19 protein-coding genes, 2 pseudogenes and 1 CRISPR repeat array are annotated in these 23,996 nt (G+C 71.9%); of the genes and pseudogenes, 9 read left to right on the top strand and 12 right to left on the bottom strand.

All coding sequences use genetic code 11. The features are described from left to right. Positions 1 to 51: 51 nt before the first annotated feature. From ACIRRU_RS08080 to ACIRRU_RS08070, 3 genes are all read left to right on the top strand, one after another. Positions 52 to 756 carry a TetR family transcriptional regulator gene (locus ACIRRU_RS08080; RefSeq protein ID WP_403677663.1) on the top strand — a complete coding sequence of 235 codons (705 nt, stop codon included), beginning with the start codon at positions 52 to 54 and terminating at the stop codon, positions 754 to 756. A 243-nt stretch (positions 757 to 999) separates the two neighbouring features. Beyond that, a complete protein-coding gene (locus ACIRRU_RS08075) occupies positions 1,000 to 1,314 on the top strand; it encodes a heavy-metal-associated domain-containing protein (protein WP_403677660.1) in 315 nt (104 codons plus the stop codon). A 128-nt stretch (positions 1,315 to 1,442) separates the two neighbouring features. Next, positions 1,443 to 1,589, top strand: a complete 147-nt coding sequence (locus tag ACIRRU_RS08070; protein WP_403677657.1) for a cation transporter — start codon at positions 1,443 to 1,445, stop codon at positions 1,587 to 1,589. Here ACIRRU_RS08070 and ACIRRU_RS08065 read toward each other — a convergent pair. Then, positions 1,586 to 1,750 (bottom strand): hypothetical protein, encoded by a 165-nt coding sequence (locus ACIRRU_RS08065; protein WP_403677654.1) that lies wholly within the window; start codon positions 1,748 to 1,750, stop codon positions 1,586 to 1,588. The two genes, ACIRRU_RS08070 and ACIRRU_RS08065, sit on opposite strands and share 4 nt — an antisense overlap. Positions 1,751 to 1,886: 136 nt before the next feature. On the opposite strand from ACIRRU_RS08065, the pseudogene ACIRRU_RS08060 reads away from it, so the two are divergent. Continuing rightward, positions 1,887 to 2,501 (top strand): annotated as a pseudogene (locus ACIRRU_RS08060) (HAD-IC family P-type ATPase); the annotation flags it as partial. Between the two features lie 586 nt (positions 2,502 to 3,087). On the opposite strand, the gene ACIRRU_RS08055 reads toward ACIRRU_RS08060, so the two are convergent. The 4 genes from ACIRRU_RS08055 to ACIRRU_RS08040 all read right to left on the bottom strand — a co-directional run bounded on the left by ACIRRU_RS08055 (position 3,088) and on the right by ACIRRU_RS08040 (position 7,812). Continuing rightward, entirely contained in the window at positions 3,088 to 4,386 is a 1,299-nt protein-coding gene (locus tag ACIRRU_RS08055; RefSeq protein WP_089115220.1) for a citrate synthase, read from the bottom strand. Between the two features lie 214 nt (positions 4,387 to 4,600). Continuing rightward, positions 4,601 to 6,826 carry an ATP-dependent RecD-like DNA helicase gene (locus ACIRRU_RS08050; RefSeq protein WP_403677651.1) on the bottom strand — a complete coding sequence of 742 codons (2,226 nt, stop codon included), beginning with the start codon at positions 6,824 to 6,826 and terminating at the stop codon, positions 4,601 to 4,603. 234 nt (positions 6,827 to 7,060) lie between these two features. Next, a complete protein-coding gene (locus tag ACIRRU_RS08045; protein ID WP_403677880.1) occupies positions 7,061 to 7,384 on the bottom strand; it encodes a hypothetical protein in 324 nt (107 codons plus the stop codon). 62 nt (positions 7,385 to 7,446) lie between these two features. Continuing rightward, the gene (locus ACIRRU_RS08040; RefSeq protein ID WP_403677648.1) at positions 7,447 to 7,812 is read right to left on the bottom strand and encodes a hypothetical protein; all 366 of its coding nucleotides are present in this window, start codon (positions 7,810 to 7,812) and stop codon (positions 7,447 to 7,449) included. A 206-nt stretch (positions 7,813 to 8,018) separates the two neighbouring features. Here ACIRRU_RS08040 and ACIRRU_RS08035 point away from each other — a divergent pair, with 206 nt between their 5' ends. Both ACIRRU_RS08035 and ACIRRU_RS08030 read left to right on the top strand, forming a co-directional pair. Further along, positions 8,019 to 8,855 carry a Scr1 family TA system antitoxin-like transcriptional regulator gene (locus ACIRRU_RS08035; RefSeq protein WP_403677645.1) on the top strand — a complete coding sequence of 279 codons (837 nt, stop codon included), beginning with the start codon at positions 8,019 to 8,021 and terminating at the stop codon, positions 8,853 to 8,855. Then, positions 8,830 to 9,051: a DUF397 domain-containing protein gene (locus ACIRRU_RS08030; RefSeq protein ID WP_403677642.1), complete on the top strand. Its 222-nt coding sequence runs from the start codon at positions 8,830 to 8,832 to the stop codon at positions 9,049 to 9,051. Before ACIRRU_RS08035 ends, ACIRRU_RS08030 begins: the two co-directional genes overlap by 26 nt. Before the next feature lie 414 nt (positions 9,052 to 9,465). Beyond that, positions 9,466 to 12,421: a CRISPR direct-repeat array (repeat unit 29 nt; unit sequence GTGGTCCCCGCGCGAGCGGGGGTGTTCCG). A gap of 124 nt (positions 12,422 to 12,545) precedes the next feature. Here ACIRRU_RS08030 and ACIRRU_RS08025 read toward each other — a convergent pair. Continuing rightward, positions 12,546 to 13,032, bottom strand: a pseudogene (locus ACIRRU_RS08025) (hypothetical protein). A gap of 275 nt (positions 13,033 to 13,307) precedes the next feature. Between ACIRRU_RS08025 and ACIRRU_RS08020 the strand changes: the two are divergent. After that, positions 13,308 to 13,451: a hypothetical protein gene (locus ACIRRU_RS08020; RefSeq protein ID WP_403677639.1), complete on the top strand. Its 144-nt coding sequence runs from the start codon at positions 13,308 to 13,310 to the stop codon at positions 13,449 to 13,451. Here the strand turns inward: ACIRRU_RS08020 and ACIRRU_RS08015 are convergent. From ACIRRU_RS08015 to ACIRRU_RS07990, 6 genes are all read right to left on the bottom strand, one after another. Then, complete coding sequence (locus tag ACIRRU_RS08015; RefSeq protein WP_403677635.1) at positions 13,443 to 14,210, bottom strand: NPP1 family protein; 768 nt, start codon at positions 14,208 to 14,210, stop codon at positions 13,443 to 13,445. The two genes, ACIRRU_RS08020 and ACIRRU_RS08015, sit on opposite strands and share 9 nt — an antisense overlap. 281 nt (positions 14,211 to 14,491) lie before the next feature. Further along, positions 14,492 to 14,779 (bottom strand): hypothetical protein, encoded by a 288-nt coding sequence (locus tag ACIRRU_RS08010; RefSeq protein WP_403677632.1) that lies wholly within the window; start codon positions 14,777 to 14,779, stop codon positions 14,492 to 14,494. A 40-nt stretch (positions 14,780 to 14,819) separates the two neighbouring features. Then, positions 14,820 to 15,320 carry a TspO/MBR family protein gene (locus tag ACIRRU_RS08005; RefSeq protein ID WP_403677629.1) on the bottom strand — a complete coding sequence of 167 codons (501 nt, stop codon included), beginning with the start codon at positions 15,318 to 15,320 and terminating at the stop codon, positions 14,820 to 14,822. A gap of 324 nt (positions 15,321 to 15,644) precedes the next feature. After that, positions 15,645 to 16,481 (bottom strand): sugar phosphate isomerase/epimerase family protein, encoded by an 837-nt coding sequence (locus tag ACIRRU_RS08000; RefSeq protein ID WP_403677626.1) that lies wholly within the window; start codon positions 16,479 to 16,481, stop codon positions 15,645 to 15,647. Beyond that, positions 16,478 to 17,635: a dihydrodipicolinate synthase family protein gene (locus tag ACIRRU_RS07995; protein ID WP_403677623.1), complete on the bottom strand. Its 1,158-nt coding sequence runs from the start codon at positions 17,633 to 17,635 to the stop codon at positions 16,478 to 16,480. The genes ACIRRU_RS08000 and ACIRRU_RS07995 overlap by 4 nt, the downstream gene beginning before the upstream one ends. Continuing rightward, a complete protein-coding gene (locus ACIRRU_RS07990) occupies positions 17,632 to 18,783 on the bottom strand; it encodes a Gfo/Idh/MocA family protein (RefSeq protein ID WP_403677620.1) in 1,152 nt (383 codons plus the stop codon). Before ACIRRU_RS07990 ends, ACIRRU_RS07995 begins: the two co-directional genes overlap by 4 nt. Positions 18,784 to 18,942: 159 nt before the next feature. Here ACIRRU_RS07990 and ACIRRU_RS07985 point away from each other — a divergent pair, with 159 nt between their 5' ends. Together ACIRRU_RS07985 and ACIRRU_RS07980 are read left to right on the top strand one after the other, a co-directional pair. Continuing rightward, complete coding sequence (locus ACIRRU_RS07985; RefSeq protein WP_403677617.1) at positions 18,943 to 20,157, top strand: LacI family DNA-binding transcriptional regulator; 1,215 nt, start codon at positions 18,943 to 18,945, stop codon at positions 20,155 to 20,157. A 301-nt stretch (positions 20,158 to 20,458) separates the two neighbouring features. Beyond that, positions 20,459 to 23,941, top strand: coding sequence for a type 2 lanthipeptide synthetase LanM family protein (locus ACIRRU_RS07980; protein WP_403677614.1), 3,483 nt, complete (start codon positions 20,459 to 20,461; stop codon positions 23,939 to 23,941). The last annotated feature ends 55 nt before the right edge of the window (positions 23,942 to 23,996 follow it).

The raw sequence follows: 23,996 nt of genomic DNA, 5'->3' as shown, positions 1-23,996 counted from the left end.
CGAGTGATGACTCGCGTTTGTCAATCGCATCACGGAAGCCGGGGATTGACCGTGTCGGAGGCCAGAGCCACGAGGGGCACCGCGCCGCAGGGCGCCGAGGACGGAGGCGCGGGCGAGCGCGCCGCCGGAGCCGCGGACTCCGCGCGCCCGCGCCGCCGCCAGGCCCGCGGCGAGGCCCGCATCGCCCAACTGCTCCAGGCCGCGGCAGATGTCTTCACCGCCAACGGCTACACCGCGTCCAGCACCAACGCCATCGCGCGCCAGGCCGGGGTCTCACCGGGCACGCTCTACCAGTTCTTCCCCAACAAGGAAGCCATCGCCGTCGAACTGGGCGACCACCTGCTCAACCGCTGGCGCGACACCTACGGCGCCGCCTTCGACCAGACCCGCACCGACCTGCCACTCGATCGCATGCTGGACACCGTCCTCGACCCGCTGATCGCCTTCAACTGCGAGAACCCCGCGTTCGCCGTCCTGATGCACGGATCGGAGATCCCCGGCCGGATCACCCAGGAGCACGACACCGTGCACGCCGTGATGCTGACGCGCGTCGAGTCGGTGCTCGCGGACTACCTCCCCGACGTGCCCGCCGCCCAGATCCGCCGGGTCGCCGAGATGAGCTTCATGCTGTTCACGGCCGGGCTGGACCTGATCATGGCCAACGAGGGCGCGGAGCGCGAGGCGTACATCCAGGAGATGAAGACGATGATGTTCCGCTACCTGGACCCCCTGGTCGGCGACGACGCGCCGTGCTGAGCTCCGCCCACCTCGCCCTGGAACCCGCCGAACCCGTCGCGCCCGCCGAACCCGACGGACCCGACGGACCCGACGGACCTGCCGCCACCGACGCGGGGCCCGTGCGACGCATTCATACCCCGTAGGGGTATATTCGAGGGAAGGTGAGGCACCCGGAGCCCTGAGTCCGGCCGCGCCCCGCCCCGCCCCGACCGCCGAACCGCGACGCGTTCCGAGGAACGCGTTCCCGAAGAGGAGAACGCCATGACCGCCGAGACCGAGACCCTCCAGTCCACCGGCTCCTGCTGCTCGCCCACCGGTTCCTGCCACGACGGTGCGGCCGACGTGCGGATCTCGTCCGACGCGGTCACCACGGTCTACCAGGTCACGGGCATGACCTGCGGCCACTGCGAGGGCGCGGTGTCGGAGGAGATCGCGGAGATCGCGGGCGTCACCTCGGTCAAGGCCGTCGCCGCCACCGGGCTGGTGACGGTGGAGTCGCAGGCTCCGCTGGCCGAGGAGGCGGTCCGCGCCGCCGTGGACGAGGCCGGGTACGAGCTCGTCGGTACGGCCGCCTGAGGCGCACGGCCGCCTAGGCCGCCTGAGGCCGTGGCGGAGCCGCACCACTCCGTTCAGGTCGGGCCTTACCCCGCCAGTCGATACTGGAGGGGTACGGCCCGACCTGCGTCATCCAGGAGTTCGGACACATGGCCCGCACGGCAACAGCCGGGATCCCGGCCGCCGACGCCTCCGAGGCCGAGTTGATGATCGGCGGGATGACCTGTGCGTCGTGCGCCGCCCGCGTTGAGAAGAAGCTCAACCGGATGAACGGCGTCACCGCCACGGTGAACTAGGCGACCGAGAAGGCCCGCGTCTCCTTCGGGGAGGGACGGGAGCTGGCCGAACTCAGCGCAACGGTCGAGAAGACCGGCTGCACCGCCCGCCCCGTCGCACCGCCGAAGCGCAGCCCGACCCGCGCCCCGGCTTCGGCCCCGGCCGGGGCGACGGCGGCCACGAGGCCCCCCGCTCCTCCCGTCCCCGGCACCGGATCCGACGGCGGGAGCGGTGGTGGCGGCGGCGAGGACAACCGCGTCCACGACGACCCGGCCCGCGACGCCGAAGCGAAACCGCACGCCACCCAGTCCACCACCGCCCCCGCCCACGCCACCCACCACGGGCACTCCGCCATCGCCGTCGCCTGGGACGGACAGGCACGAGCCATCATCGAAGTCACCGACGCCGTCAAAGACACCAGCGCCGAAGCCATCCGCCGCCTCCGCACCCTCGGCCTGACCCCCATCCTCCTCACCGGCGACAACCAGACCGTCGCCCGGACCGTCGCAGCCGAAGTAGGCATCGACGAGATCTACGCCGAAGCCATGCCCGAGGACAAAGTCACCGTCATCAAACGTCTCCAGGCCGAGGGGAAGGTCGTCGCGATGGTCGGGGACGGGGTGAACGACGCGGCGGCTCCGGCCGCGGCGGATCTGGGGCTGGCGATGGGTACCGGGACGGATGCGGTGATCGAGGCGAGCGACCTCACACTAGTTCGTGGAGATCTCAAGGTGACAGCTGACGCAATCCGCCTTTCCAGGCGTACTCTGGCCATCATCAGGGGCAACCTCTTCTGGGCCTTCGGGTACCACGTCGTGGCTCTGCCCCTGGCTGCAAGTGGCCTGCTCAACCCTATGATCGCGGGAGCCGCCATGGCGTTTTCGTCCGTGTTCGTCGTCACGAACAGCCTTCGGTTGCGTGCCTTCACGTAACATGCACAAAGAGATTTAGATCACACTGGTTTCAGGGTAACCATCCAGTGGGTTCGAGAGTCTTAGAGTGCGACTGCCAAGGATGTCTTGGGGGACGTCCGACGGAGTGTCTTGGGGGACGCTCCTGATGGCATGCGTTGGCCGGGGCACGTGCACCGGGGAGCTTTGAGCGGCCCTCCCGTGCGTACGTACCCCGGCGTACCGCAGCACAACAGAACAACGGGAGCCTCGGCTCCCGGCAGACGCCCGGCCGGATCCCGTGGGGGGAATCCGCTCCGGGATATGGGAAGCGCCCTGACCGTCGACCCGTGGGGGGATCGGCGGCGGGGCGCTTCTCCCTTTTCGGCAGCGCGCCCGGCCCAGCTTCCGGCCGCCCCAGAGTCACGTGCCCCGCACCCGGGACGCCGCCGCTCGCCGCAGCGCCCCGCGCCAGGCCGAAGCGCCCAGCGCCCGGCCGAGGGCACCCCGCCCCGACCCCGCCCCCGTAACGCCGAATCGCCCCGGACACCGCGCGCTCTGTGCGAGGCGCGGTACGCGGGGCGAAGGCAGTCGGCCGAGGAGGCCGGGGACTACGGAGGGGCTGGGGTCAGCGGCCCTCGACGGGGACGAAGTCACGCAGGACCTCGCCGGTGTAGATCTGGCGCGGGCGGCCGATACGGGAGCCGGGCTCCTTGATCATCTCGTGCCACTGGGCGATCCAGCCGGGCAGGCGGCCGAGCGCGAAGAGCACGGTGAACATCTCGGTCGGGAAGCCCATGGCCCGGTAGATGAGGCCGGTGTAGAAGTCCACGTTGGGGTAGAGGTTGCGCGAGACGAAGTAGTCGTCGGAGAGCGCGTGCTCCTCCAGCTTGAGCGCGATGTCGAGCAGCTCGTCGGACTTGCCGAGCGCGGACAGCACGTCGTGGGCGGCAGCCTTGATGATCTTGGCGCGCGGGTCGAAGGACTTGTACACCCGGTGGCCGAAGCCCATCAGGCGAACGCCGTCCTCCTTGTTCTTCACCTTGCGGATGAAGGAGTCGACATCGCCGCCGTTGGCCTGGATGCCCTCCAGCATCTCCAGCACCGACTGGTTGGCGCCACCGTGCAGGGGGCCCCACAGCGCCGAGATGCCGGCGGAGATCGAGGCGAACATGTTCGCCTGCGAGGAGCCGACCAGACGCACGGTGGAGGTCGAACAGTTCTGCTCGTGGTCCGCGTGCAGGATGAGCAGCTTGTCCAGGGCCGAGACGACGACCGGGTCGAGCTCGTACTCCTGGGCGGGGACCGAGAAGGTCATGCGCAGGAAGTTCTCGACGTAGCCGAGGTCGTTGCGCGGGTAGACGAAGGGGTGCCCGATCGACTTCTTGTACGCGTACGCGGCGATCGTCGGCAGCTTCGCCAGCAGGCGGATCGTCGAGAGGTGACGCTGCTCCTCGTCGAACGGGTTGTGGCTGTCCTGGTAGAACGTGGACAGGGCACTGACCACCGAGGACAGCATGGCCATCGGGTGGGCGTCGCGCGGGAAGCCGTCGAAGAAGCGCTTGACGTCCTCGTGCAGCAGCGTGTGCTGGGTGATCTCGTTCTTGAAGGCGGCCAGCTCGTCGACCTTGGGGAGGTCACCGTTGATCAGCGTGTACGCGACCTCCAGGAACGAGGAACGCTCGGCGAGCTGCTCGATCGGGTAGCCGCGGTAGCGCAGGATGCCCTGCTCGCCGTCGAGGTACGTGATGGCGGATTTATAGGCGGCGGTGTTGCCGTATCCGCTGTCCAGGGTGACCAGGCCGGTGTTGGCCCGGAGCTTCCCGATGTCGAAGCCCTTGTCGCCGACGGTGCTGTCGATCACCGGGTAGGTGTACTCGTCATCGCCGTATCGCAGTACCACAGCGTTGTTGGTGTGCTCGCTCACGTCATCCCTCACCGACGTAGTGCCTCTTCTTCGAGGTGCCCTGACTGTCTCCACCCTCCCCCATTCGGCTCAGGAGAGTGCACTCGGGGTCGTCCATTGGACCTACTGACGGCACTGAGTGCCGCCAATTTACTCATCCTGCCCCGTCGGCCGCGGTTCCGGAAGACCTCCGTGATGTTTCCCACCGATTTGATCGATCATTTTTTCGCCGTGATCACAGGAAGTCTTCTCCGGAGCCGCCCCGGAGCCGGAAATCCAGTGCCGTACAGCGTCTGCCTGCGGAAACCGTACGGACGGCCTGACCGATCGCCTTACGGGACCCGACCAGCACCACGAGCTTCTTTGCGCGGGTCACCGCCGTGTAGAGGAGGTTGCGCTGGAGCATCATCCACGCGCTGTTGGTGACGGGGATGACGACGGCCGGATACTCGCTGCCCTGGGAGCGGTGGATGGTCATGGCGTACGCGTGGGCCAGCTCGTCCAGCTCGTCGAAGTCGTAGCCGATCTCCTCGTCCTCGTCGGTGCGGACGGTCAGCCGCTGCTCGTCCACGTCGAGGGCGGTGACGATGCCGACGGTGCCGTTGAAGACGCCGTTCTCACCCTTGTCGTAGTTGTTGCGGATCTGGGTGACCTTGTCGCCGACCCGGAAGACGCGGCCGCCGAACCGCTTTTCGGGGAGGTCGGGGCGGCCCGGGGTGACCGCCTGCTGGAGCAGCCCGTTCAGATGACCCGCACCGGCCGGGCCGCGGTGCATCGGGGCGAGGACCTGCACGTCGCGGCGGGCGTCGAGGCCGAACTTGGCGGGGATGCGGCGGGCCGCCACATCGACGGCGAGCTTCCCCGCGTCCTCCGTCTCGTCCTCCACGAAGAGGAAGAAGTCGTTCAGTCCCTCGGTGAGCGGGTGCTGTCCGGCGTTGATCCGGTGTGCGTTGGTGACCACGCCCGACTGCTGGGCCTGGCGGAAGATCCGGGTCAGCCGGACGGCGGGGACCGGGCCGCCGTCCGCGAGCAGATCGCTCAGCACCTCCCCCGCCCCGACCGAGGGCAACTGGTCGACGTCGCCCACCAAGAGGAGGTGGGCACCGGGTGCCACGGCTTTGACGAGCTTGTTGGCGAGCAGCAGATCGAGCATGGAGGCCTCGTCGACGACGACCAGGTCGGCGTCGAGCGGCCGGTCCCGGTCGTACGCGGCGTCCCCGCCCGGCTTCAGTTCGAGGAGCCGGTGCACGGTGGAGGCCTCGGCTCCGGTGAGCTCGGAGAGCCGCTTGGCGGCCCGCCCGGTGGGGGCGGCGAGCACCACCTTGGCCTTCTTCGCCCGCGCCAGCTCGACGATGGACCGCACGGTGAACGACTTCCCGCAGCCGGGCCCGCCGGTCAGGACGGCCACCTTCCGGCTCAGCGCGAGCCTTACGGCCTCCTTCTGCTCCGGGGCGAGAGTGGCCCCCGTACGCGTGGCGAGCCAATCCAGCGCCCTGTCCCAGTCGACGTCCTGGAAGGCGGGCATCCGGTCCTCGCCGGTGCTCAGCAGCCGCCTGACCTGACCGGCCAAGGACAGTTCGGCCCGGTGGAAGGGGACCAGGTAGACGGCGGTGACCGGATCGCCGCCCTCAGGGGACGGCACCCTCTCCCGTACGACGCCCTCCGGGTCGGCGGCCAGCTCGGCCAGGCACTCGATGACCAGCCCGGTGTCGACCTGAAGCAGCTTCACCCCGTCCGCGATGAGCCGCTCCTCGGGGAGGAAGCAGTGCCCCTGGTCGGAGGACTGGGACAGGGCGTACTGCAAGCCCGCCTTGACCCGCTCCGGGCTGTCGTGGGGTATGCCGACGGCCTGGGCGATCTTGTCGGCGGTCAGGAAGCCGATACCCCAGACGTCGGCGGCCAGGCGGTAGGGCTGGTTCCGCACGACGGAGATCGAGGCGTCCTGGTACTTCTTGTAGATGCGGACGGCGATGGAGGTGGAGACGCCGACCCCCTGGAGGAAGACCATGACCTCCTTGATCGCCTTCTGTTCCTCCCAGGCGGCCGCGATCATCTTCGTGCGCTTGGGGCCGAGGCCGGGAACCTCGACGAGCCGCTTCGGCTCCTGCTCGATGATGTCCAGGGTGTCGACCCCGAAATGCGTGGTGATCCGGTCGGCCATCACCGGCCCGATACCCTTGATCAGCCCCGAGCCGAGGTAGCGGCGGATGCCCTGGATGGTGGCGGGCAGCACGGTGGTGTAGTTCTCCACGGTGAACTGCTTCCCGTACTGGGAGTGCGAGCCCCAACGCCCCTCCATCCGCAGCGATTCACCGACCTGCGCGCCGAGCAGCGCACCGACCACCGTGAGCAGGTCACCGGCTCCACGCCCGGTGTCGACGCGGGCGACGGTGTACCCGTTCTCCTCGTTGGCGTACGTGATCCTCTCCAGGACCCCTTCAAGGACGGCCATGTTGGACATGTTCCGACGCTACCGGGTGGCACTGACAGCACGGGGGCGCGGGCCGGAGCGCACGTGCGTGCGTGGGTACGTGCATGTACGAGGCGGCGCGTATGTGCGTGGGTGGGTGTACGCGTAAGGAAACGGCGCGGGCGAGTGTGGGGGCGGCGCGAACGGGTGCGGGGAGGGGTACGGGGGTGGCGCGGGTCAGGGGGAAGCGGCCGCATGCCGGAAGGATTCCTGCCGCGCGTCGGCTCACGGAGGATCTTCATCCGATGCGTGGGTCTTGGCGCGCGGTTCCGGCCGGTCCGGCAGGCTCTCTTCGAGCCAGGTCCCGCGGCTCTCGGCGATGCGCACGGTCTGGAGCAGCGATTCGGTCAGCCGACCGGCGAGGAAGCGGAGCTGCTGTTCGGTGGTTCCTTGATCGTCCAGCAGATCGGCGGCGTGGCCCAGCAGTTCGTCAGCCATGTCGAGCTGGACGCTCTCCACTTCGTCGGCCATCCGTGAGACGCGGCCGCTGCCGTCGCCCACGACGTAGCAGGGCTTTCCGCCGATGCCCGTCCACGGCAGCAGCCGCATCACGGGGACGGGGGCGTCGGGGCGGTTACCGAAGCCGTCACCGGTGCGTTCGTTGCCCACCCTCATGCCCCGACCTCCGCGCCCTGGCCGAGCTGTACCCCATGGACGGCGACAAGCAGCGCCCCGCCCCGGACACGCCGCCGCCTCGCCTCGACGGCGCACTCCCCGGCCACCCGCTGCTCGTGCGCCAGAAAGTACGGACGCACCAGCGGACTGTCCTCGCCGCACGGAGGCCGCTCGCCGGTGCGGTGGACGGTCGGCCCGGCGACGTACGCGCAGGAGTAGGGGCACACGTACGTGTCCGTGTCCGAGTCCGTGCCCGAGTCCGTGTCCGAGTCCGAGTCCGAGTCCGAGGGGTGTTGTCGACGCCGTGCGTCGGTCAGCAAACTCCTTGCCAGCGTGAGGAGTCGGGCGATAGCGAGGTTCATCGTCAGCCTGCTTTCCGGGGATGGCCGTGCTCCCGGGCCGGTCGCGTCGGTCACGGAGCTCTCGGTGTCTCGGTTCGCACTTCTCGGCCCGAGATCAGCCGCTACCTTTGCGTAGCGAACTCATCACAGAGTGAGGTCATCGTTCGCTGCGCCGCCAGGGGGTCGGGCATGACAGCACGCTGGTCAGGTCAAGGAGTTGGACACGTATGAAGCCGGACGAGAAGCCGCGTACGGCACGTCAGAAGTACGGCGAGGAACTGAAGCTACGACGGTTCGCCGCCGGTCTGACGCAGGAAGCTCTGGCCGAACAGGTCGTCTGTTCACCGACGCTCATCAGCCACTACGAGGCGGGGCGACGCCTGCCGAGCCCGGACGACGCGCGGCTGATCGACCGGGCGCTCGGGACGGACGGGTTCTTCGAGCGGTGGTTGGCGGATCTGGAACCGGCGTTCGCTCACTACTTCTCGGAAGTCGCCGAGCTGGAGCGGGAAGTCACGGAGATCCGTCACTACGGCGGCTCGGTCATCCCGGGGCTGCTCCAGACGAAGGCGTATTCACGGGCCGTGTTCGAGGCATACCGCCCGAACTACAGCGCCGAGGAGCTTGACGAGTTGGTTGTCAGCAGAGCCAATCGAGCCTCGCTGCTGGAGCGGCCGTCAGCGCCGGTCACGTGGATTCTTCTCGATGAGGCAGCACTCAGGCGCCGGGTCGGCGGATCGCAGGTGATGGCCGAGCAGCTTCACAAAGTGGCGGACATGGCCGACGCGGGCCGCCTGCGCCTGCATGTGCTGCCTCTCGCAACAGGAGCGCATGCCCTCCTGGAGGGCATGCTCTACTTGCTGTCCTTCGCAGACGCGGCCCCGCTGGCGTACCTCGAAGGAGTGCACAACGGGCGCTTGGTGGATGATCCGGCGCTGGTTGAGGCCTGTCACACCTCCTACACTCTCGCAATGAGTGACGCGGCCTCACGGCAAAAGTCGATGGCGCTCGTCAGAAGCATCGCGAAGGAGCACGAACATGCACACCAACGAGCCTGCCACTGACGACGTGGCCCTGACCGGTTGGCGCAAGTCCAGCTACAGCGGTGGGGCCAACGGCGATTGCCTCGAAGTCGCGGACGGCCATGCCACAGTCCCCGTACGCGACAGCAAGACCCCCGCCGGCTCCGTGCTGAACTTCTCCGCCCAGGGCTGGTCCCGGTTCGTCGCCGCCGTCAAGAGCAGCGAACTCTCCGTCTGACGTACGCCGCCTGACGGGACGACGTCGTCACGGCCACCGACCTGACGGGGCCGTTGTCATGAGGCACCGAACTGTTCCGGTCCGTACGTACTGTTCCGGCCCGTGAGCGACCTCTCCACAGCCTCGACTCCGAGGCAACGCACTCGTGGATGCGCCCGTACGTGTACGGGGTGGTCTAAGGCGGAGTTCATCGGCTCCAGCTGTACGGGCCCCCCGGGGGGCGTCCTAGCAGCACGGCACACGCGAGGTGCCAGAAATCTGAGAGAGCAGCTGAGGGATCCCGAGGCGTGCGTTTTGGTGGGGAGATGCCGGGCAGAGCTGTCGGCTTTCGTTCTCTGCCAGCATGTAGAGGTGAGCGACACACTCATGGGTCAAGAAACAGCAAAGCGGTTATAAACCTGCACGTCAGGAAGAGTGGTCCCCGCGCGAGCGGGGGTGTTCCGCCGCGGACGGTGGCCTCGGTGCGCTCGGTGAGGTGGTCCCCGCGCGAGCGGGGGTGTTCCGGAGACGATCGCCGCCCGCGTGAAGATCAGCGAGTGGTCCCCGCGCGAGCGGGGGTGTTCCGTTCGTTCGGGGCCCTGACCTGTTGTGATACGCGTGGTCCCCGCGCGAGCGGGGGTGTTCCGACGGTGTGTGCGCAGCGTTCGTGGGAGTCCTCGTGGTCCCCGCGCGAGCGGGGGTGTTCCTCTCCGCGCTCCACTCGGGATGCGCGAGGCGCTGTGGTCCCCGCGCGAGCGGGGGTGTTCCGACTCCGGCTTTTGGTGCACGGCGGCGGATGGCGTGGTCCCCGCGCGAGCGGGGGTGTTCCGTCAGCCGCGCGCTCTGGGACGCCGACCCCGCAGTGGTCCCCGCGCGAGCGGGGGTGTTCCGATCAGTCACCAGACGAACGGCGTACTCAGCGAGTGGTCCCCGCGCGAGCGGGGGTGTTCCGTTGATGGCGCCCATGAGACCGACGAGGGATACGTGGTCCCCGCGCGAGCGGGGGTGTTCCGCAACTGCGATCGACCAGCAAAGCGGCGCTCCCGTGGTCCCCGCGCGAGCGGGGGTGTTCCGCTCGTCGAGGCCATGACCGGCGCCTTCGCGGAGTGGTCCCCGCGCGAGCGGGGGTGTTCCCTGGGCGCACCCGAGCTGACGCTCAGCCAGTCCGTGGTCCCCGCGCGAACGGGGGTGTTCCGTGTGGTGCGACGCCTGCAACGGCTTCGCAGACGTGGTCCCCGCGCGAGCGGGGGTGTTCCGCTGCGGGCTCTGCTCGCCGACCTCGGTGACTGCGTGGTCCCCGCGCGAGCGGGGGTGTTCCGGCAGCCCTGAAGCGCTGGGACGGCGAGGACGGGTGGTCCCCGCGCGAGCGGGGGTGTTCCGTTGGTGCTCTCCGGCGGCCCGCTGATGAGTCTGTGGTCCCCGCGCGAGCGGGGGTGTTCCGACGACGCACTCGCCGGAGCAGTACGGCCGGGTGTGGTCCCCGCGCGAGCGGGGGTGTTCCGGAGAGCCACTGATGGACCTGACCCGCGAACCGGTGGTCCCCGCGCGAGCGGGGGTGTTCCGGGTGAGCGCGGCCGTGTCCTGGTTGGCCTTTGGTGGTCCCCGCGCGAGCGGGGGTGTTCCGGACTCCAGCCGGGCCTTGATCGCGCCGGACGTGTGGTCCCCGCGCGAGCGGGGGTGTTCCGTCGAAGATGTCCCCGTACTCCGGGCCCTCCCCGTGGTCCCCGCGCGAGCGGGGGTGTTCCGAGGTCGAGCACGGCGGGCCAGGCCCAGGCGCGGTGGTCCCCGCGCGAGCGGGGGTGTTCCGCGGACGGCGTGGGGCGGGCGGTAGCGGGTGGAGTGGTCCCCGCGCGAGCGGGGGTGTTCCGACGACGCACTCGCCGGAGCAGTACGGGCGGATGTGGTCCCCGCGCGAGCGGGGGTGTTCCGGCTGATCCCGATCCCGACGATCGCCGGGTTCTGTGGTCCCCGCGCGAGCGGGGGTGTTCCGCTCGGCGGGATCCTCATCCTCGACTGGCCCGTGTGGTCCCCGCGCGAGCGGGGGTGTTCCGCGTTGATCCGCGCCGTCGACATGGTCACCGCCGTGGTCCCCGCGCGAGCGGGGGTGTTCCGGAGTCCGGCGCGCGCTTCGGCGTTGCTCAGACGTGGTCCCCGCGCGAGCGGGGGTGTTCCGGCGGCCCGCCGATGAGGTGCGCCCGCTGCGACGTGGTCCCCGCGCGAGCGGGGGTGTTCCGACCGGGCGTGGGCGGAGGCCCTGACGGAGATCGTGGTCCCCGCGCGAGCGGGGGTGTTCCGATCTGGGACAGCCCGCAGCAAGTCGTTGAGCAGTGGTCCCCGCGCGAGCGGGGGTGTTCCGCCCGCCGGGCCGTAGGCGACCGCATCCGCATCGTGGTCCCCGCGCGAGCGGGGGTGTTCCGCCTGGGTGGCTATCGTTCCCGGGGTAATGGCCGTGGTCCCCGCGCAAGCGGGGGTGTTCCGCGCACCGTAGATCCCGCGCCAGTCCTCCGGCGGTGGCCCCCGCGCGAGCGGGGGTGTTCCGGTGCAGGCCACCACCGAGGGCACCACCGTGCGGTGGTCCCCGCGCGAGCGGGGGTGTTCCGACCGAGGCCCCACCGTCACCCCCGTCGGTGGGGTGGTCCCCGCGCGAGCGGGGGTGTTCCGATGGTCCTTGGTGACGACGCGGTGGCCGGAGGGTGGTCCCCGCGCGAGCGGGGGTGTTCCGTACAGCTCCTGCGCGGCTTCGGCCAGGATCTCGTGGTCCCCGCGCGAGCGGGGGTGTTCCGCGGTGCTCGGCGCTCGCGCTGCGGGCGCTGGTGTGGTCCCCGCGCGAGCGGGGGTGTCCCGAAGCTGGGCTACGGGCACGCGTGGGCGCTGGTGTGGTCCCCGCGCGAGCGGGGGTGTTCCGAAGTCCCCGCCGGTCCCGTTCTTCCACTCGGTGTGGTCCCCGCGCGAGCGGGGGTGTTCCGCCGCCTCGGTGATGTCTCCCTGCACCGCCGCCGTGGTCCCCGCGCGAGCGGGGGTGTTCCGCACGGCCACCACGCGTCGACCAACTGGTAGGTGTGGTCCCCGCGCGAGCGGGGGTGTTCCGAGTTCCGGATGGCGCCGCCGCGCTGGCTCCCAGTGGTCCCCGCGCGAGCGGGGGTGTTCCGTCGGCGCGGCCTTCTCGGTCCGGAGCGATGATGTGGTCCCCGCGCGAGCGGGGGTGTTCCGTACGGCCACCACGCGTCGACCAACTGGTAGGTGTGGTCCCCGCGCGAGCGGGGGTGTTCCGCCCGTCGACGAGACGAACACCGAGTACGTCGAGTGGTCCCCGCGCGAGCGGGTGTTCCGGACCTGCTGGAGCGGCTGATCGAGTACGGGCCCTGGTCCCCGCGCCAGCGGCGGTGTTCCGTCCGAGGACCCACACACCATCGGCATCGCTGCGTAGACCCCGCCCGTCGCCTGTACCCGTGAACCACCATGCCCCCTGCATCGGCCATCACGGCCAGGCAGGGGGCGGTTTCGTGCGTCCTGTGTCAGGTGCGCCGAGCGGCACCGGTGGGCCAGACCACGTCGACTGGCAACCCTGCACGGCGAGCCTGCTCCACAGCGTCGGCGGTTCCGCCGCCTTTACCTGACGGCGGCGTACCGTCCCACACGGCCACGAGTCGGTCTGCTCGGCGCAGCAGTTCGGCGTTGGCTGCCTCGTAGGCTGCTCGGGTAGCGGTCACTTGAGGCAGTGTCACGACGTCTTCGGCCTTCTCAAGCAGGTGGTCGTAGACGGCAGCGTGTGCTGGCTTCACCTTTGCTGCCCCGGTAATCCCCGGACGGGATGACTGCGATCAGGCGGCCGCCGATGGCGGTGACCTCCTGTGCGAAGAGGCTGTCCGCTCCGGCGGCGATGCAGGACACTCCGGTCAGGTCGTCGCCGTGCTCGGAGAGCAGCTCGCGCAGGGCGGCCCGCACCAGAGGTGTGGTCTCGTCGGTCAGGTCCATGTGTCCGGTCACGGAAAGCATCGTCATGCCCGGCTCCTCAGCTCGACAGCGGGTCGCGGATACTATCGCGGGCCTCACTCACCGGACGTGACGCGCTGTGTCCCACGGTGTACGGGTGCAGCTGCCCCTGCTGTGTTCGGACACGCCTCGACTGTCTCCCGCGCGCCGCCTGGACCGCCAGCGCTGTCTCGGTTGCGGCCCTTTGGACGTCTCCGGCGAGGAAGGCGCATTCGGCCAGTCCGATGCGGTCAAGGGCATGGGGGTGCCCGGCTTCGGGGCCACGGGTCGCCAGGGCGTCCCGGATGTTGTCGTCCGAAGTGGAGTTGTACGTCCGCGCCTTCGCGGAGCTGTGGCGGGCCGCCGTGTGTGGCGCGGCGGCGCGGGCGTTCATGGTGCGGGCCATTGACGCACTCGGTGTCTACTGCCCGCCGGTGGGCTCAGGCTGACGGGTTGAACGGGACGTCCTTCGGGAGGGCCTTTGTCAGGTGGCTGGTGAAGCGGTCGTCCCTGATGCCGGTCGTGGCCTTGCCGAAGTCGGCCGCCAGGAGCTTGTCGCGCAGGCCGGGTGGGTAGCCGTTCCAGCCGATCAGGGGGGCGCGGTGCCAGGTGCCGAGGTGGTTCTCCGGGGGTTCGTCCTTGGCGGTGGCCTTGCGGAAGCAGTGGGTGCTCGCGCCGTCCTTGTGGTAGACGATCTTGGGGTGCGTGCCGTCGAAGGGGACGTCGGAGGCCCGGTGCACGGTGAAGTCGCCGTGGGCCGAGGTCGCGACGTACCGCGCCGTGTTGTCGTTCACCCACACCACGACGTGCTCCCAGTCGTGGCGGTGGCCGCCGAAGAGGCCGCCGGGGGCCACCTGGTCCTTCTCGAAGTAGTACGTGTAGAGGATCGCGCACCAGCCGTTGTCGCACTTCGCGCGGGAGTAGGCGTTGCTGGTATCCAGGTCGGACCGGTCGCGGCAGTCTCCGTACACCGCGCCGCCGAGCTTGAGGCCGGGCGCGATCGTGCCGTCCGGGCCGATGGCCGAGGTGGCGTAGCAGCCGTCCTTGTCGTAGTCCAGGGTCGGCTGGAACGTCCGCTCCAGCTCGTCCGCGTTCGCGGGGAGCGCCGGCGGTGGTGCGGCGTGGGCCGCCGTCGCCGAGGCGAGGACGAGGGTGGCGGCCGTCAGGGCGATCGTCAGCGCGCGGCGGAGCGGGGCGGGCGGGGGCACGGTGTCCTCCGGCAGGTCCGTCGGGAGGTGCGAGTGGGGGGTGGCTCGCGATGAAGCGAACCGGTCCCGTCACCCCGACGTCAAGGCCGTCCGTTCCGGCGCTCGCCCGAAAGCGCAGGTCAACGGCGTTCGCCCCGGTAGGATTTGGGCCCGCGGTTGGGTCCCTGGGCCCAACTGGGCCCCGGGGGCACGACAAGGGGCCGGTCGTCCCCGGGGACGACCGGGGCGCGCCGCACCGTCGGCATGGCCTCGCTCTCGCCGTGCCGCCGACAAGCCCTCGGTCAGGCCGTGCCGCCCGCGAACTTCTTCGCCGTGCCGCAGTGGCGGGTCCTGGAGTGCCGCCACAGCTGGACCACCGCCAGCGCGAACAGGGCGCTGAAGACGGCCAGCAGCACGGCCGCGATCTCGACCTGCCGTCCGGTGCCCGCTCCCCGGTTCAGTTGGAGGACGAGGCCCAGCAGGGAGAGCATCATCCCCACCAGGTAGACCGAGCGGACGCGCCTGAGCTGGCGCACAGCGCGGGGGGCGAGGACTACACGCTTCAATGTGGCGCGCTTCGATTTGGCCATGGATGAATGATGCCCCCGGAACGGCCCGCCAACGCCTGGATCAGTTGTTCAGCCAGAGGGAGAGGTTCAGCGCCGCCGCGTAGGCGACCCAGACGCCGTACGGGACCAGCAGCCAGGTGGCGCGCCGGTCCACCCGGGCGGCGAGCAGGGCGGTGGCGACGACGGCCGCCAGCAGCAGGGCGATGTCGAGGAAGGCGAGTCCGTACCGCTCCGCGGCGAAGAACAGCGGTGTCCACAGCGCGTTGAGCACCAGCTGTGTTCCCCAGGCCACCAGCGCCGGGCGGCGCCCGGGGGCCGCGCGGCGGGCGACGAGCCAGCCCGCCACCGCGATCATGCCGTAGAGCACGGTCCACACCGGGCCGAAAAGCCAGCCGGGCGGTGCCCAGGCGGGCCGGTCCAGCGCGGCGTAGGTGCTGCCCGCGTCTCCGGTCGCGAGCGCTCCGGCCGCCGCCACGCCGTAGCAGAGGACCAGCAGCAGGAGCAGGGTCAGCACGCTCCGGCGGCGGGAGAGGTCCGTCCGGGCGGTGAGGGCTGTCGACACGGGGGCTCCTGATCAACCGGGGACGGCGTACCGGACGTGCACCGTTTGAGCCACGAATACCCCGGAGAGGGCACTTCAGCCCGGAAGGTGCTCCTCCGTGCGGGCCCCCGGGGCCCGGGTGTTGGGTGACGTGCGGAGTGCGTGCTGGGCCCGGGAAGCCGAATGGGGCCCGGCCTCGCGGCCGGACCCCCTCGCTTTCCCCTCCCGTCGGGCCTTCCCGTTCCCCCCGGACCCCTCCTCGGAAGTCCCGACGCCCTGTGTGACCCGGGAGGGTACGCAAAGGTTGCAGCCCTTGACGATCTCTTTACCTTCGGGCCCGGCCGCTCAGCAGGCGTGTCGCCCGTAGCGCTCGGCCACCTCCGCCAGGACCTCCGCCCCGTCGCGGGCCCACAGCGCCTCGTTGAAGATCTCCACCTCGATCGGGCCGTCGTACCCGGCCGACTCCACCGCGCGGCGGAAGGCCCGGAAGTCCACGCTGCCGTCGCCCAGTTGGCCCCGGCCCAGCAGTACGCCCGCCGGGAGCGGGGTGATCCAGTCGGCCAGCTGGAAGGCGTGGATACGGCCACCCGCTCCGGCACGGGCGATCTGGGCGGGGGCGGTGTCGTCCCACCAGAGGTGGTAGGTGTCCACGACGACGCCCACCTGGTCCGCCGGGAAGCGCTCCGCGAGGTCCAGGGCCTGGGCCAGGGTGGAGACCACGCAGCGGTCCGAGGCGAACATCGGGTGCAGCGGTTCGATCGCCAGGCGTACGCCGCGCTCCGCCGCGTACGGGGCCAGTTCGGCCAGCGCCTCCGCCACCCGCTCGCGGGCTCCGTACAGGTCGCGGCTGCCCGGCGGGAGGCCGCCGGAGACCAGGACGAGGGTGTCCGTGGACAGAGCCGCCGCCTCGTCGACGGCCGCCCGGTTGTCGTCCAGGGCGCGGGCCCGCTCCCCGGGGTCGAGCGCGGTGAAGAAGCCGCCCCGGCAGAGGCTGGTGACGGTGAGCCCGGCGTCCAGCAGCAGGCGCGCCGTACGCTCGACGCCGTAGGCCTGGACCGGGGCCCGCCACAGGCCCACCCGGCCGATGCCCGCCTTGCCGCAGCCCTCGGCCAGCTCCTCCAACGACCACTGCTTGATGGTCTCCTGATTGATGCTCAGGCGGGCCAGGTCCGCGTCCGTCATCGTGCTCCTCCCTGGACGGCCAGCAGCGCGCGCATCCGGTATTCGGCCAGGTCCGGGTCCGGGAACAGGCCGAGGCCGTCGGCCAGTTGGTACGCCTTCGCCAGGTGCGGCAGCGAGCGCGCCGACTGGAGGCCGCCCACCATCGTGAAGTGGTCCTGGTGTCCGGCCAGCCAGGCCAGGAACACCACGCCCGTCTTGTAGAAGCGGGTGGGAGGCTGGAAGAGGTGGCGGGACAGCTCGACCGTGGGGTCGAGGAGGGCCCGGAAGCCGGCCACGTCCCCCGTGTCCAGCACCCGCACCGCGTGCGCCGCCAGCGGTCCCAACGGGTCGAAGATCCCCAACAGCGCGTGGCTGAAGCCGCGTTCGTCGCCCGCGATCAGCTCCGGGTAGTTGAAGTCGTCGCCCGTGTAGCAGCGCACCCCGCCCGGCAGGCGGCGCCGTACGTCGATCTCGCGGGCCGCGTCCAGAAGGGAGATCTTGATGCCGTCGACCTTGTCCGGGTGTTCGGCGATGACCTTGAGGAAGGTGTCCGTCGCCTCGTCCAGGTCGGCGCTGCCCCAGTAACCCTCCAGCGCCGGGTCGAACATCGGGCCCAGCCAGTGCAGGATCACCGGCTCCGACGCCTGGCGCAGGAGGTGGGCGTAGGTGGCGAGGTAGTCCTCCGGGTCGCTCGCGGCGCGGGCCAGGGCCCGGGAGGCCATGAGGATCGGCTGGACGCCGTGCTCCTCTGCGAGGGCCAGTTGCTGCTCGTAGGCCCCGCGGACCTGCGCGAGCGTCACCTCGCCCGTCGGCGGCAGCTGGTCGGTGCCCACGCCGCAGGCGATCCTGCCGCCCACCGCCCGCGCCTCGGCCGCCGAGCGGCGGATCAGCTCGGCCGCGCCCGCCCAGTCCAGGCCCATCCCGCGCTGCGCGGTGTCCATGGCCTCCGCGACACCCAGGCCGTGCGCCCAGAGGTGCCGGCGGAAGGCGAGCGTGGCGTCCCAGTCGACGGCGGCCGGGTCGTCGGGGCTGATGTCGGCGTACGGGTCCGCGACCACATGGGCGGCCGAGAAGACCGTACGGGAGGTGAGGGACGCCGCTCCCGGGCCGGTCAGGCCGAGGGGGACGGCGCGGGGGGTGTACGGGCCCTGAGGGAGGGGGACGGGCCCCGTCACAGCGTCAGCTCCGGGATCGTGAAGCGGCGGCCCTCGGCGGACGACTTCAGTCCCAGCTCGGCGAGTTGGACGCCGCGCGCCCCGGCCAGCAGGTCCCAGAGGTAGGGCTCGTCCAGGGCCACATGGCGCAGGAACAGCTCCCACTGCGCCTTGAAGCCGTTGTCGAACTCCTGGTTGTCCGGGATCTCCTGCCACTGGTCACGGAAGGACTCGGTGGCCGGGAGGTCCGGGTTCCAGACCGGCTTGGGGGTCGAGGACCGGTGCTGTACGCGGCAGTTGCGCAGACCGGCGACCGCCGAGCCGTGCGTCCCGTCGACCTGGAACTCGACCAGCTCGTCCCGGTTGACCCGGACCGTCCAGGAGGAGTTGATCTGCGCGACGGCCCCTCCGGCCAGCTGGAAGATGCCGTACGCGGCGTCGTCGGCGGTCGCCTCGTACGGCTTGCCGTGCTCGTCCCAGCGCTGCGGCACATGCGTCTGCACATGGGCCGTCACGGAGGTGACCTGGCCGAACAGCTCGTGCAGCACGTACTCCCAGTGCGGGAACATGTCGACGACGATGCCGCCGCCGTCCTCCGCGCGGTAGTTCCAGGAGGGGCGCTGGGCCTCCTGCCAGTCGCCCTCGAAGACCCAGTACCCGAACTCCCCCCGGACGGAGAGGATCTCGCCGAAGAAGCCGCCGTCGATCAGGCGCTTCAGCTTCAGCAGGCCCGGCAGGAAGATCTTGTCCTGGACCACACCGTGCTTGATGCCCGCGTCCCGGGCGAGGCGGGCCAGGTCGAGGGCCCCCTGAACGTCCGTGGCGGTCGGCTTCTCGGTGTAGACGTGCTTGCCCGCCGCGATGGCCTTCTTGATCGCCTCCACCCGGGCCGAGGTGACCTGGGCGTCGAAGTAGACGTCGATCGTGTCGTCCGCGAGGACCGCGTCCAGGTCGGTGGACCACTCGGTCAGACCGTGGCGCCCGGCGAGTTCCTCCAGGGCGTGGGCGCGGCGGCCGACGAGCACCGGCTCGGGCCACAGCACCTCGCCCCCGCCGAGATCCAGGCCGCCCTGCTCGCGGATCGCGAGGATCGAGCGCACCAGGTGCTGCCGGTATCCCATGCGTCCGGTGACGCCGTTCATGGCGATGCGCACTGTCCTGCGTGTCACGAAGTTCCCTCCATACCGCCGTAGCGTGGCCGCGCCGCCGCAGCGGGACACCGACCAGCGGGACACCGGCGTAGCAAGCGCTTTCTATGCACGATGACGCTAGCCTGCCGACAGCGGCCGGACAAGAGGGGGCCGCACGTGACCTCCCGGAGGACAGCGATGACAGTCACCCTGGCGGATGTGGCGGCCCGCGCCCGGGTGTCCCCGGCCACCGTCTCCCGCGTGCTGAACGGGAACTACCCGGTGGCGGCGTCGACCCGGGAGCGGGTGCTGCGCGCGGTGGACGACCTGGACTACGTGCTCAACGGGCCCGCCAGTTCGCTCGCGGCGGCCACCTCGGACCTGGTCGGCATCCTGGTCAACGACATCGCCGACCCGTTCTTCGGGATCATGGCGGGGGCCGCGCAGACGCAGATCGGCGGACCCGGGGACGGCTCGGGGCGGGCGGGCGGCGAGAAGCTGGCCGTCATCTGCAACACCGGCGGCTCCCCGGAGCGCGAGCTGACCTACCTCACCCTCCTCCAGCGCCAGCGCGCCGCCGCCGTCGTCCTCACCGGCGGCGCGATCGAAGACCCGGAGCACCAGGCCGCGATGACCGCGAAGCTGGCGAAGCTCGCCGACGCGGGCACCCGGATCGTCTTCTGCGGGCGCCCCCCGCTCCCCGAGGGCGACGCGCTCGTCGCCGCGCTCACGTTCGACAACCGGGGCGGCGGCCGCCGGCTCACCGAGCACCTGATCTCGCTGGGCCACCGCAGGATCGGATACGTCGCCGGGCCACCGGAGCGCACCACCACCCGGCACCGGCTGGAGGGCCACCGGGAGGCGTTGCGGGCGGCGGGGATCGGCTTCGCCGGGGGTGCCGAGGGCGCGGGGACGCCCGAGGGCCCGGCAGTCCCGGACGGGCCGGACGGGTCCGGGGCGCCCGAGCCCGCAGCCGTCTCGGACGGCTCGGAGGGCCCCGGCGGTCTCCACGGCCCCGACGGCCCCGGCAGCCTCGGCGAGCAGGAACGGCTCACCGTGCACGGGCCCTACGACCGGCGCTCCGGTTACGAGGCCACCCTCGAACTCCTCCGCAGGGCCCCGGATGTGACCGCCATCGTCGCCGCCAACGACACCGTCGCGCTGGGCGCGTGCGCGGCCGTCCGGGACCAGGGAATGCGCATCCCGCAGGACATCTCGGTGGCGGGCTTCGACGATCTGCCGTTCTCGGTGGACGCGGTTCCGGCCCTGACCACGGTGCGGCTGCCGCTCTTCGAGGCGGGGGCACGGGCGGGACGGCTCGCGATGGGCAAGGAGAACCCGCCGCCGGGCGGCATCGCGACCATCGCTGCCGAGCTGATGATCCGGGGGTCGACGGCTCCGCCCCGGGGGTAGCGGTCCCCCGGCGGCGGGAAGGTCATCCGCGCGCCGGACCGGGTGCGGCCGGGTACTGCCCCCGGGGGTGCGGCCGGGTACTGCTCCCGGGGAGCCTGGGGACGCGCCGGACCGGGCACAGCAGGTAACAGCAGCTCAGCGCCGGTCAGCGCCGGAGGCCGGCCGGGGTGAACCCCCGGGTCCCCGCGGTGGGGGCGAAAAGATGGGGGCCGGTCCCCCATGCGCCGCACCCCCACCCCCAGCCACCATGAGCGCGGGCGGTCCGGACGGGGCGCCCCCTGAACCGGGGAGGTGCGGAGCGGTGGCGGAGAAGGACCTGATCGACAGAGGCGCGAGCGGCGTCCTCGACGCGGAGCGCTCCCCCGCGCCGCCGTCCGACCTCGCGGAACACTCCGCCGCGCCACTGTCCGGCCTTACGGAGCGCTCCCCCGCGACGCCGTCCAGCCTCGCGGAACACTCCCCCGCCGTGGCACCCCGCCTTCCGGAGCGCTCCCCCGCCGACCTCGTCGGCGTCCTGTCCGTCACCGCCGACCTGTTCGGGGAGCGGGACGGGGAGCCGTGGTGGCGTGCCGGTGTCGTCGGCGGCCGGCCCGACGGCGAGCCCGCCTGGGCCGCCTTCGCCCGGGACGCCGTCGCCGCCGCGCCCCCGGAGGCCGTGGTCCCCGAGCGGGACTACCCCGGGCTGAGCGGTTTCGGGCCGGTCGTCGCGCCCTTCGTGGAAGCGGCGGCGGTACGGCTGCGGGGCGCGCTCACCGTGGGCGGCGGTGCGTCCGGCCCGGTCGCCGACGCCTCCCCCGTACTCACCGACTTCCGGGCCCATCTGACCCGTCGGCTCGCCCGGATCGCCGCGCGCACCCTGGTCACCGAACTGCACGAGGCCCGGCGGCTCGGCCGGCTCGCGGGTGACGGGCCCGAGGAGCGCTTCCGGGACTTCGTCCGGCTGACCGCCCGCCGCGACGGCCTCGCCCTGCTCGTCACCGGCTACCCCGTGCTGGCCCGGCTGCTCGCGACGGCCTGCCTCCACGCGGGTGACGCGTTCGCCGAGATGGCCGCGCGGCTCGCCGCCGACCGTGAGCTGCTGGGCCCCTCGGGGGTGCTCGGGGACCGTGCGGGGGCTCCGGGCGGGGTGCTCGGCTCGGGCGCCGGGCCCGGGGCGCTCCACGGGGTCGCGGTGGGGGCGGGCGACAGCCACCGCGGGGGCCGGTCGGTGATGCTGCTGCGGTTCGCCGACGGTACCCGGCTGGTCTACAAGCCGCGTCCGCTCGCGGCCCACCGGCACTTCAACTCACTGGCCGAGTGGTTCGGTTCGCTGCCCGGCGCCCCCGATCTGCGGACGGTGCGGGTGCTGGACCGGGGCGCGTACGGCTGGGCCGAGTTCATCGAGGAGCGGCCCTGCGCCACGGTCGCGGAGACCCGGGGGTTCTACCGGCGGCAGGGGGCGCTGCTGGCGCTGCTGCACACGCTGGACGGCACGGACCTGCACCACGAGAACCTGATCGCCTGCGGTCCGCATCCCGTCCTGGTCGATGTGGAGACGCTCTTCCACCCGCCGCTGGGGACCGCCCGGTCCGCCGATCCGGCCTCCCGCGCCCTGCACGACTCGGTCCACCGGGTGGGCCTGCTGCCCCAGTTGCTCGTCGGGGACACCTCCGCGCTCGACATGTCCGCCATCGGCGGGGGCCGGGCCGCCGCGTCCCCGATCGAGACGGCGGACTGGGCGGAGGCCGGGACGGACCGGATGCGGCTGGTGCGGCGGGCCGGGCGGTTCACGGACTCCGCCAACCGGCCCCGGCTGGGCGGCGAGGTCGCCGACCCGTCCGCGTACACCGAGGACCTGTGCGGCGGCTTCCGGGACGGCTACACGGCGATCCGCGACCACCGCGGTCAACTACTGGGCGATGAGGGCCTGTTGCGGCTCTTCGTCCGGGACGAGGTCCGGGTGGTGCCCCGGCCGACCTGGACGTACACGACGCTGCTGGACGAGTCGACCCACCCGGACGTGATGCGGGACGCCACCGAGCGGCACCGGGTGCTGTCCCTGCTGCGCACCCCGCTCCTGGGCGTGCCCGCGCTGCCGGGGCTGGAGGACGCGGAGATCGCCGAGCTGTGGGACGGCGACGTGCCGGTGTTCACCACCCGGCCGGGCGACGCGGAGCTGTGGGGCGCCGCGGAGCTCCCGGGGAGCACGGAGCCGTCGGGCGCCGCGGAACTGCCGGGCAGCACGGAGCTGCCGGGCGGCGCTGAGCTGTGGGGTGGCTCGGGCCGCGCGGGCGAAGACATGGTGGGGGGCGCGACGGGGGGCGCCCCCCACCAGGACACCTCGGGCGGCACCGGACACGGGACCGGAGCGGACACCGTCCGGCCCGCGACGCGGGACGCCCGGCACGGGACCGGAGCGGACCGCGCACCGTACGCACCCGGCAACGGCGGGATCGGGGACGACGGCCGTCGCACCGCCGCACCGGGTGCGGCCGCCACCGGGCTGGAGCGGGTGGCGGAGAAGGTCCGTGCCATGGACACCGTGGACCGGCAGGACCAGGAGCGGATCATCCGGGCCGCCATGGTCAGCACGTCGCCCGAACCGGCGCACCGGGCGGCCCCCGGCGACCGGGCGCGGGACATGGCGCGGGCCCCGGAGCCCGAACAACTGCTGTCGGCAGCCGTGTCGGTGGGCGATCAGCTCGTCTCCCTCGCCTACCGGCACGAGGGCCGCACCAACTGGATCGGACTCGAACTGCTCGGTGAGCGCTACTGGCGGCTGACGCCGATGGCCGCCGACCTCGCGGGCGGTTACGCCGGACCAGCCCTGTTCCTGGCCCAGTTGGCCGCGCTCACCGGGGCACCCCGGTACGCGGAGGCGGCCCGGGAGGCGCTGACTCCGGTGCCGGGGCTGCTGGACGCCCTGCACGGCCGGGCGGACGAGCTGGGCGAGCTGGGGTCGGGGGCCTTCGCGGGGCTCGGCGGGATCGCCTACACGCTGGCCGAGGTCGGTTCGCTGCTGGCCGACCCGGAGGTGCTGGACTGGGCCGGTCCGGCGACCCGGCTGTGCTGCGCGGCGAGCGCGGCCGAGGGCGGCTGGGGGGTGCGCGGCGGGGCGGCGGGCGGACTGGTGTCGCTGCTCGCGGTGCACCGGGTCACCGGCCGGGCCGAGGCCTGGCGCGGGGCCGAGCGGATCGCCGAACGGATCGCGGCCGCCCCGCTGCTGGACGGCGGGGGCTTCGCCGACGGGGCGGCGGGGATCGGCTGGGCGCTGCTGCGGTTCGCCGCCGCGGGCGGCGGAGACCGCCACCGGGCGGCCGGGCTGCACGCCCTGCGGCTGGCCACCGCGGCGACCGGCACCGGGGCCGCCTGGTGCGACGGGGCGGCCGGGGCGGCGCTCGCGGTCGCGGACAGCCCGGACGCGGTCGCCGACCCGGAGCTTTCCGGCTGGCTGGCGGCGACCGCGGGCGAGCTGGCCGACTCCGCTCCCCTCGCCAACGACAGCCTCTGCCACGGCGAGCTGGGCCTCCTCGAACTGCTCGGCCACCGCGCCCTGCCCGCCGTACGGGCACCCTGGGTGCGGCGGGCCGGGGCGCTGCTGACGGCGGCGGACCAGGACGGGCCGCGGTGCGGCACCCCTGGCCGCGTACCGCATCCGGGGCTGCTGACCGGATTGTCCGGGATCGGGCACGGGCTGCTGCGGGCGGGGTTCCCCGACCGGATCGGTTCGGCTCTGCTCTTGCGGACTTCCGCCCCGGGCTCCTTGAGTTTCCGCCACCATGGAACACCTTCGTCCCGGGGCTGACCCGGGGTGTCCGTTGTCGACGTCCACGCGACCGACGATCCATCCACCACCGAAG

The sequence above is a fragment of the Streptomyces sp. NPDC101181 genome (genome assembly GCF_044767975.1).
Taxonomy (GTDB): Bacteria; Actinomycetota; Actinomycetes; order Streptomycetales; family Streptomycetaceae; genus Streptomyces.
The sequence above is the reverse complement of the archived record's forward strand: the minus strand, read 5'-3'. Positions and strand labels throughout refer to the sequence as shown.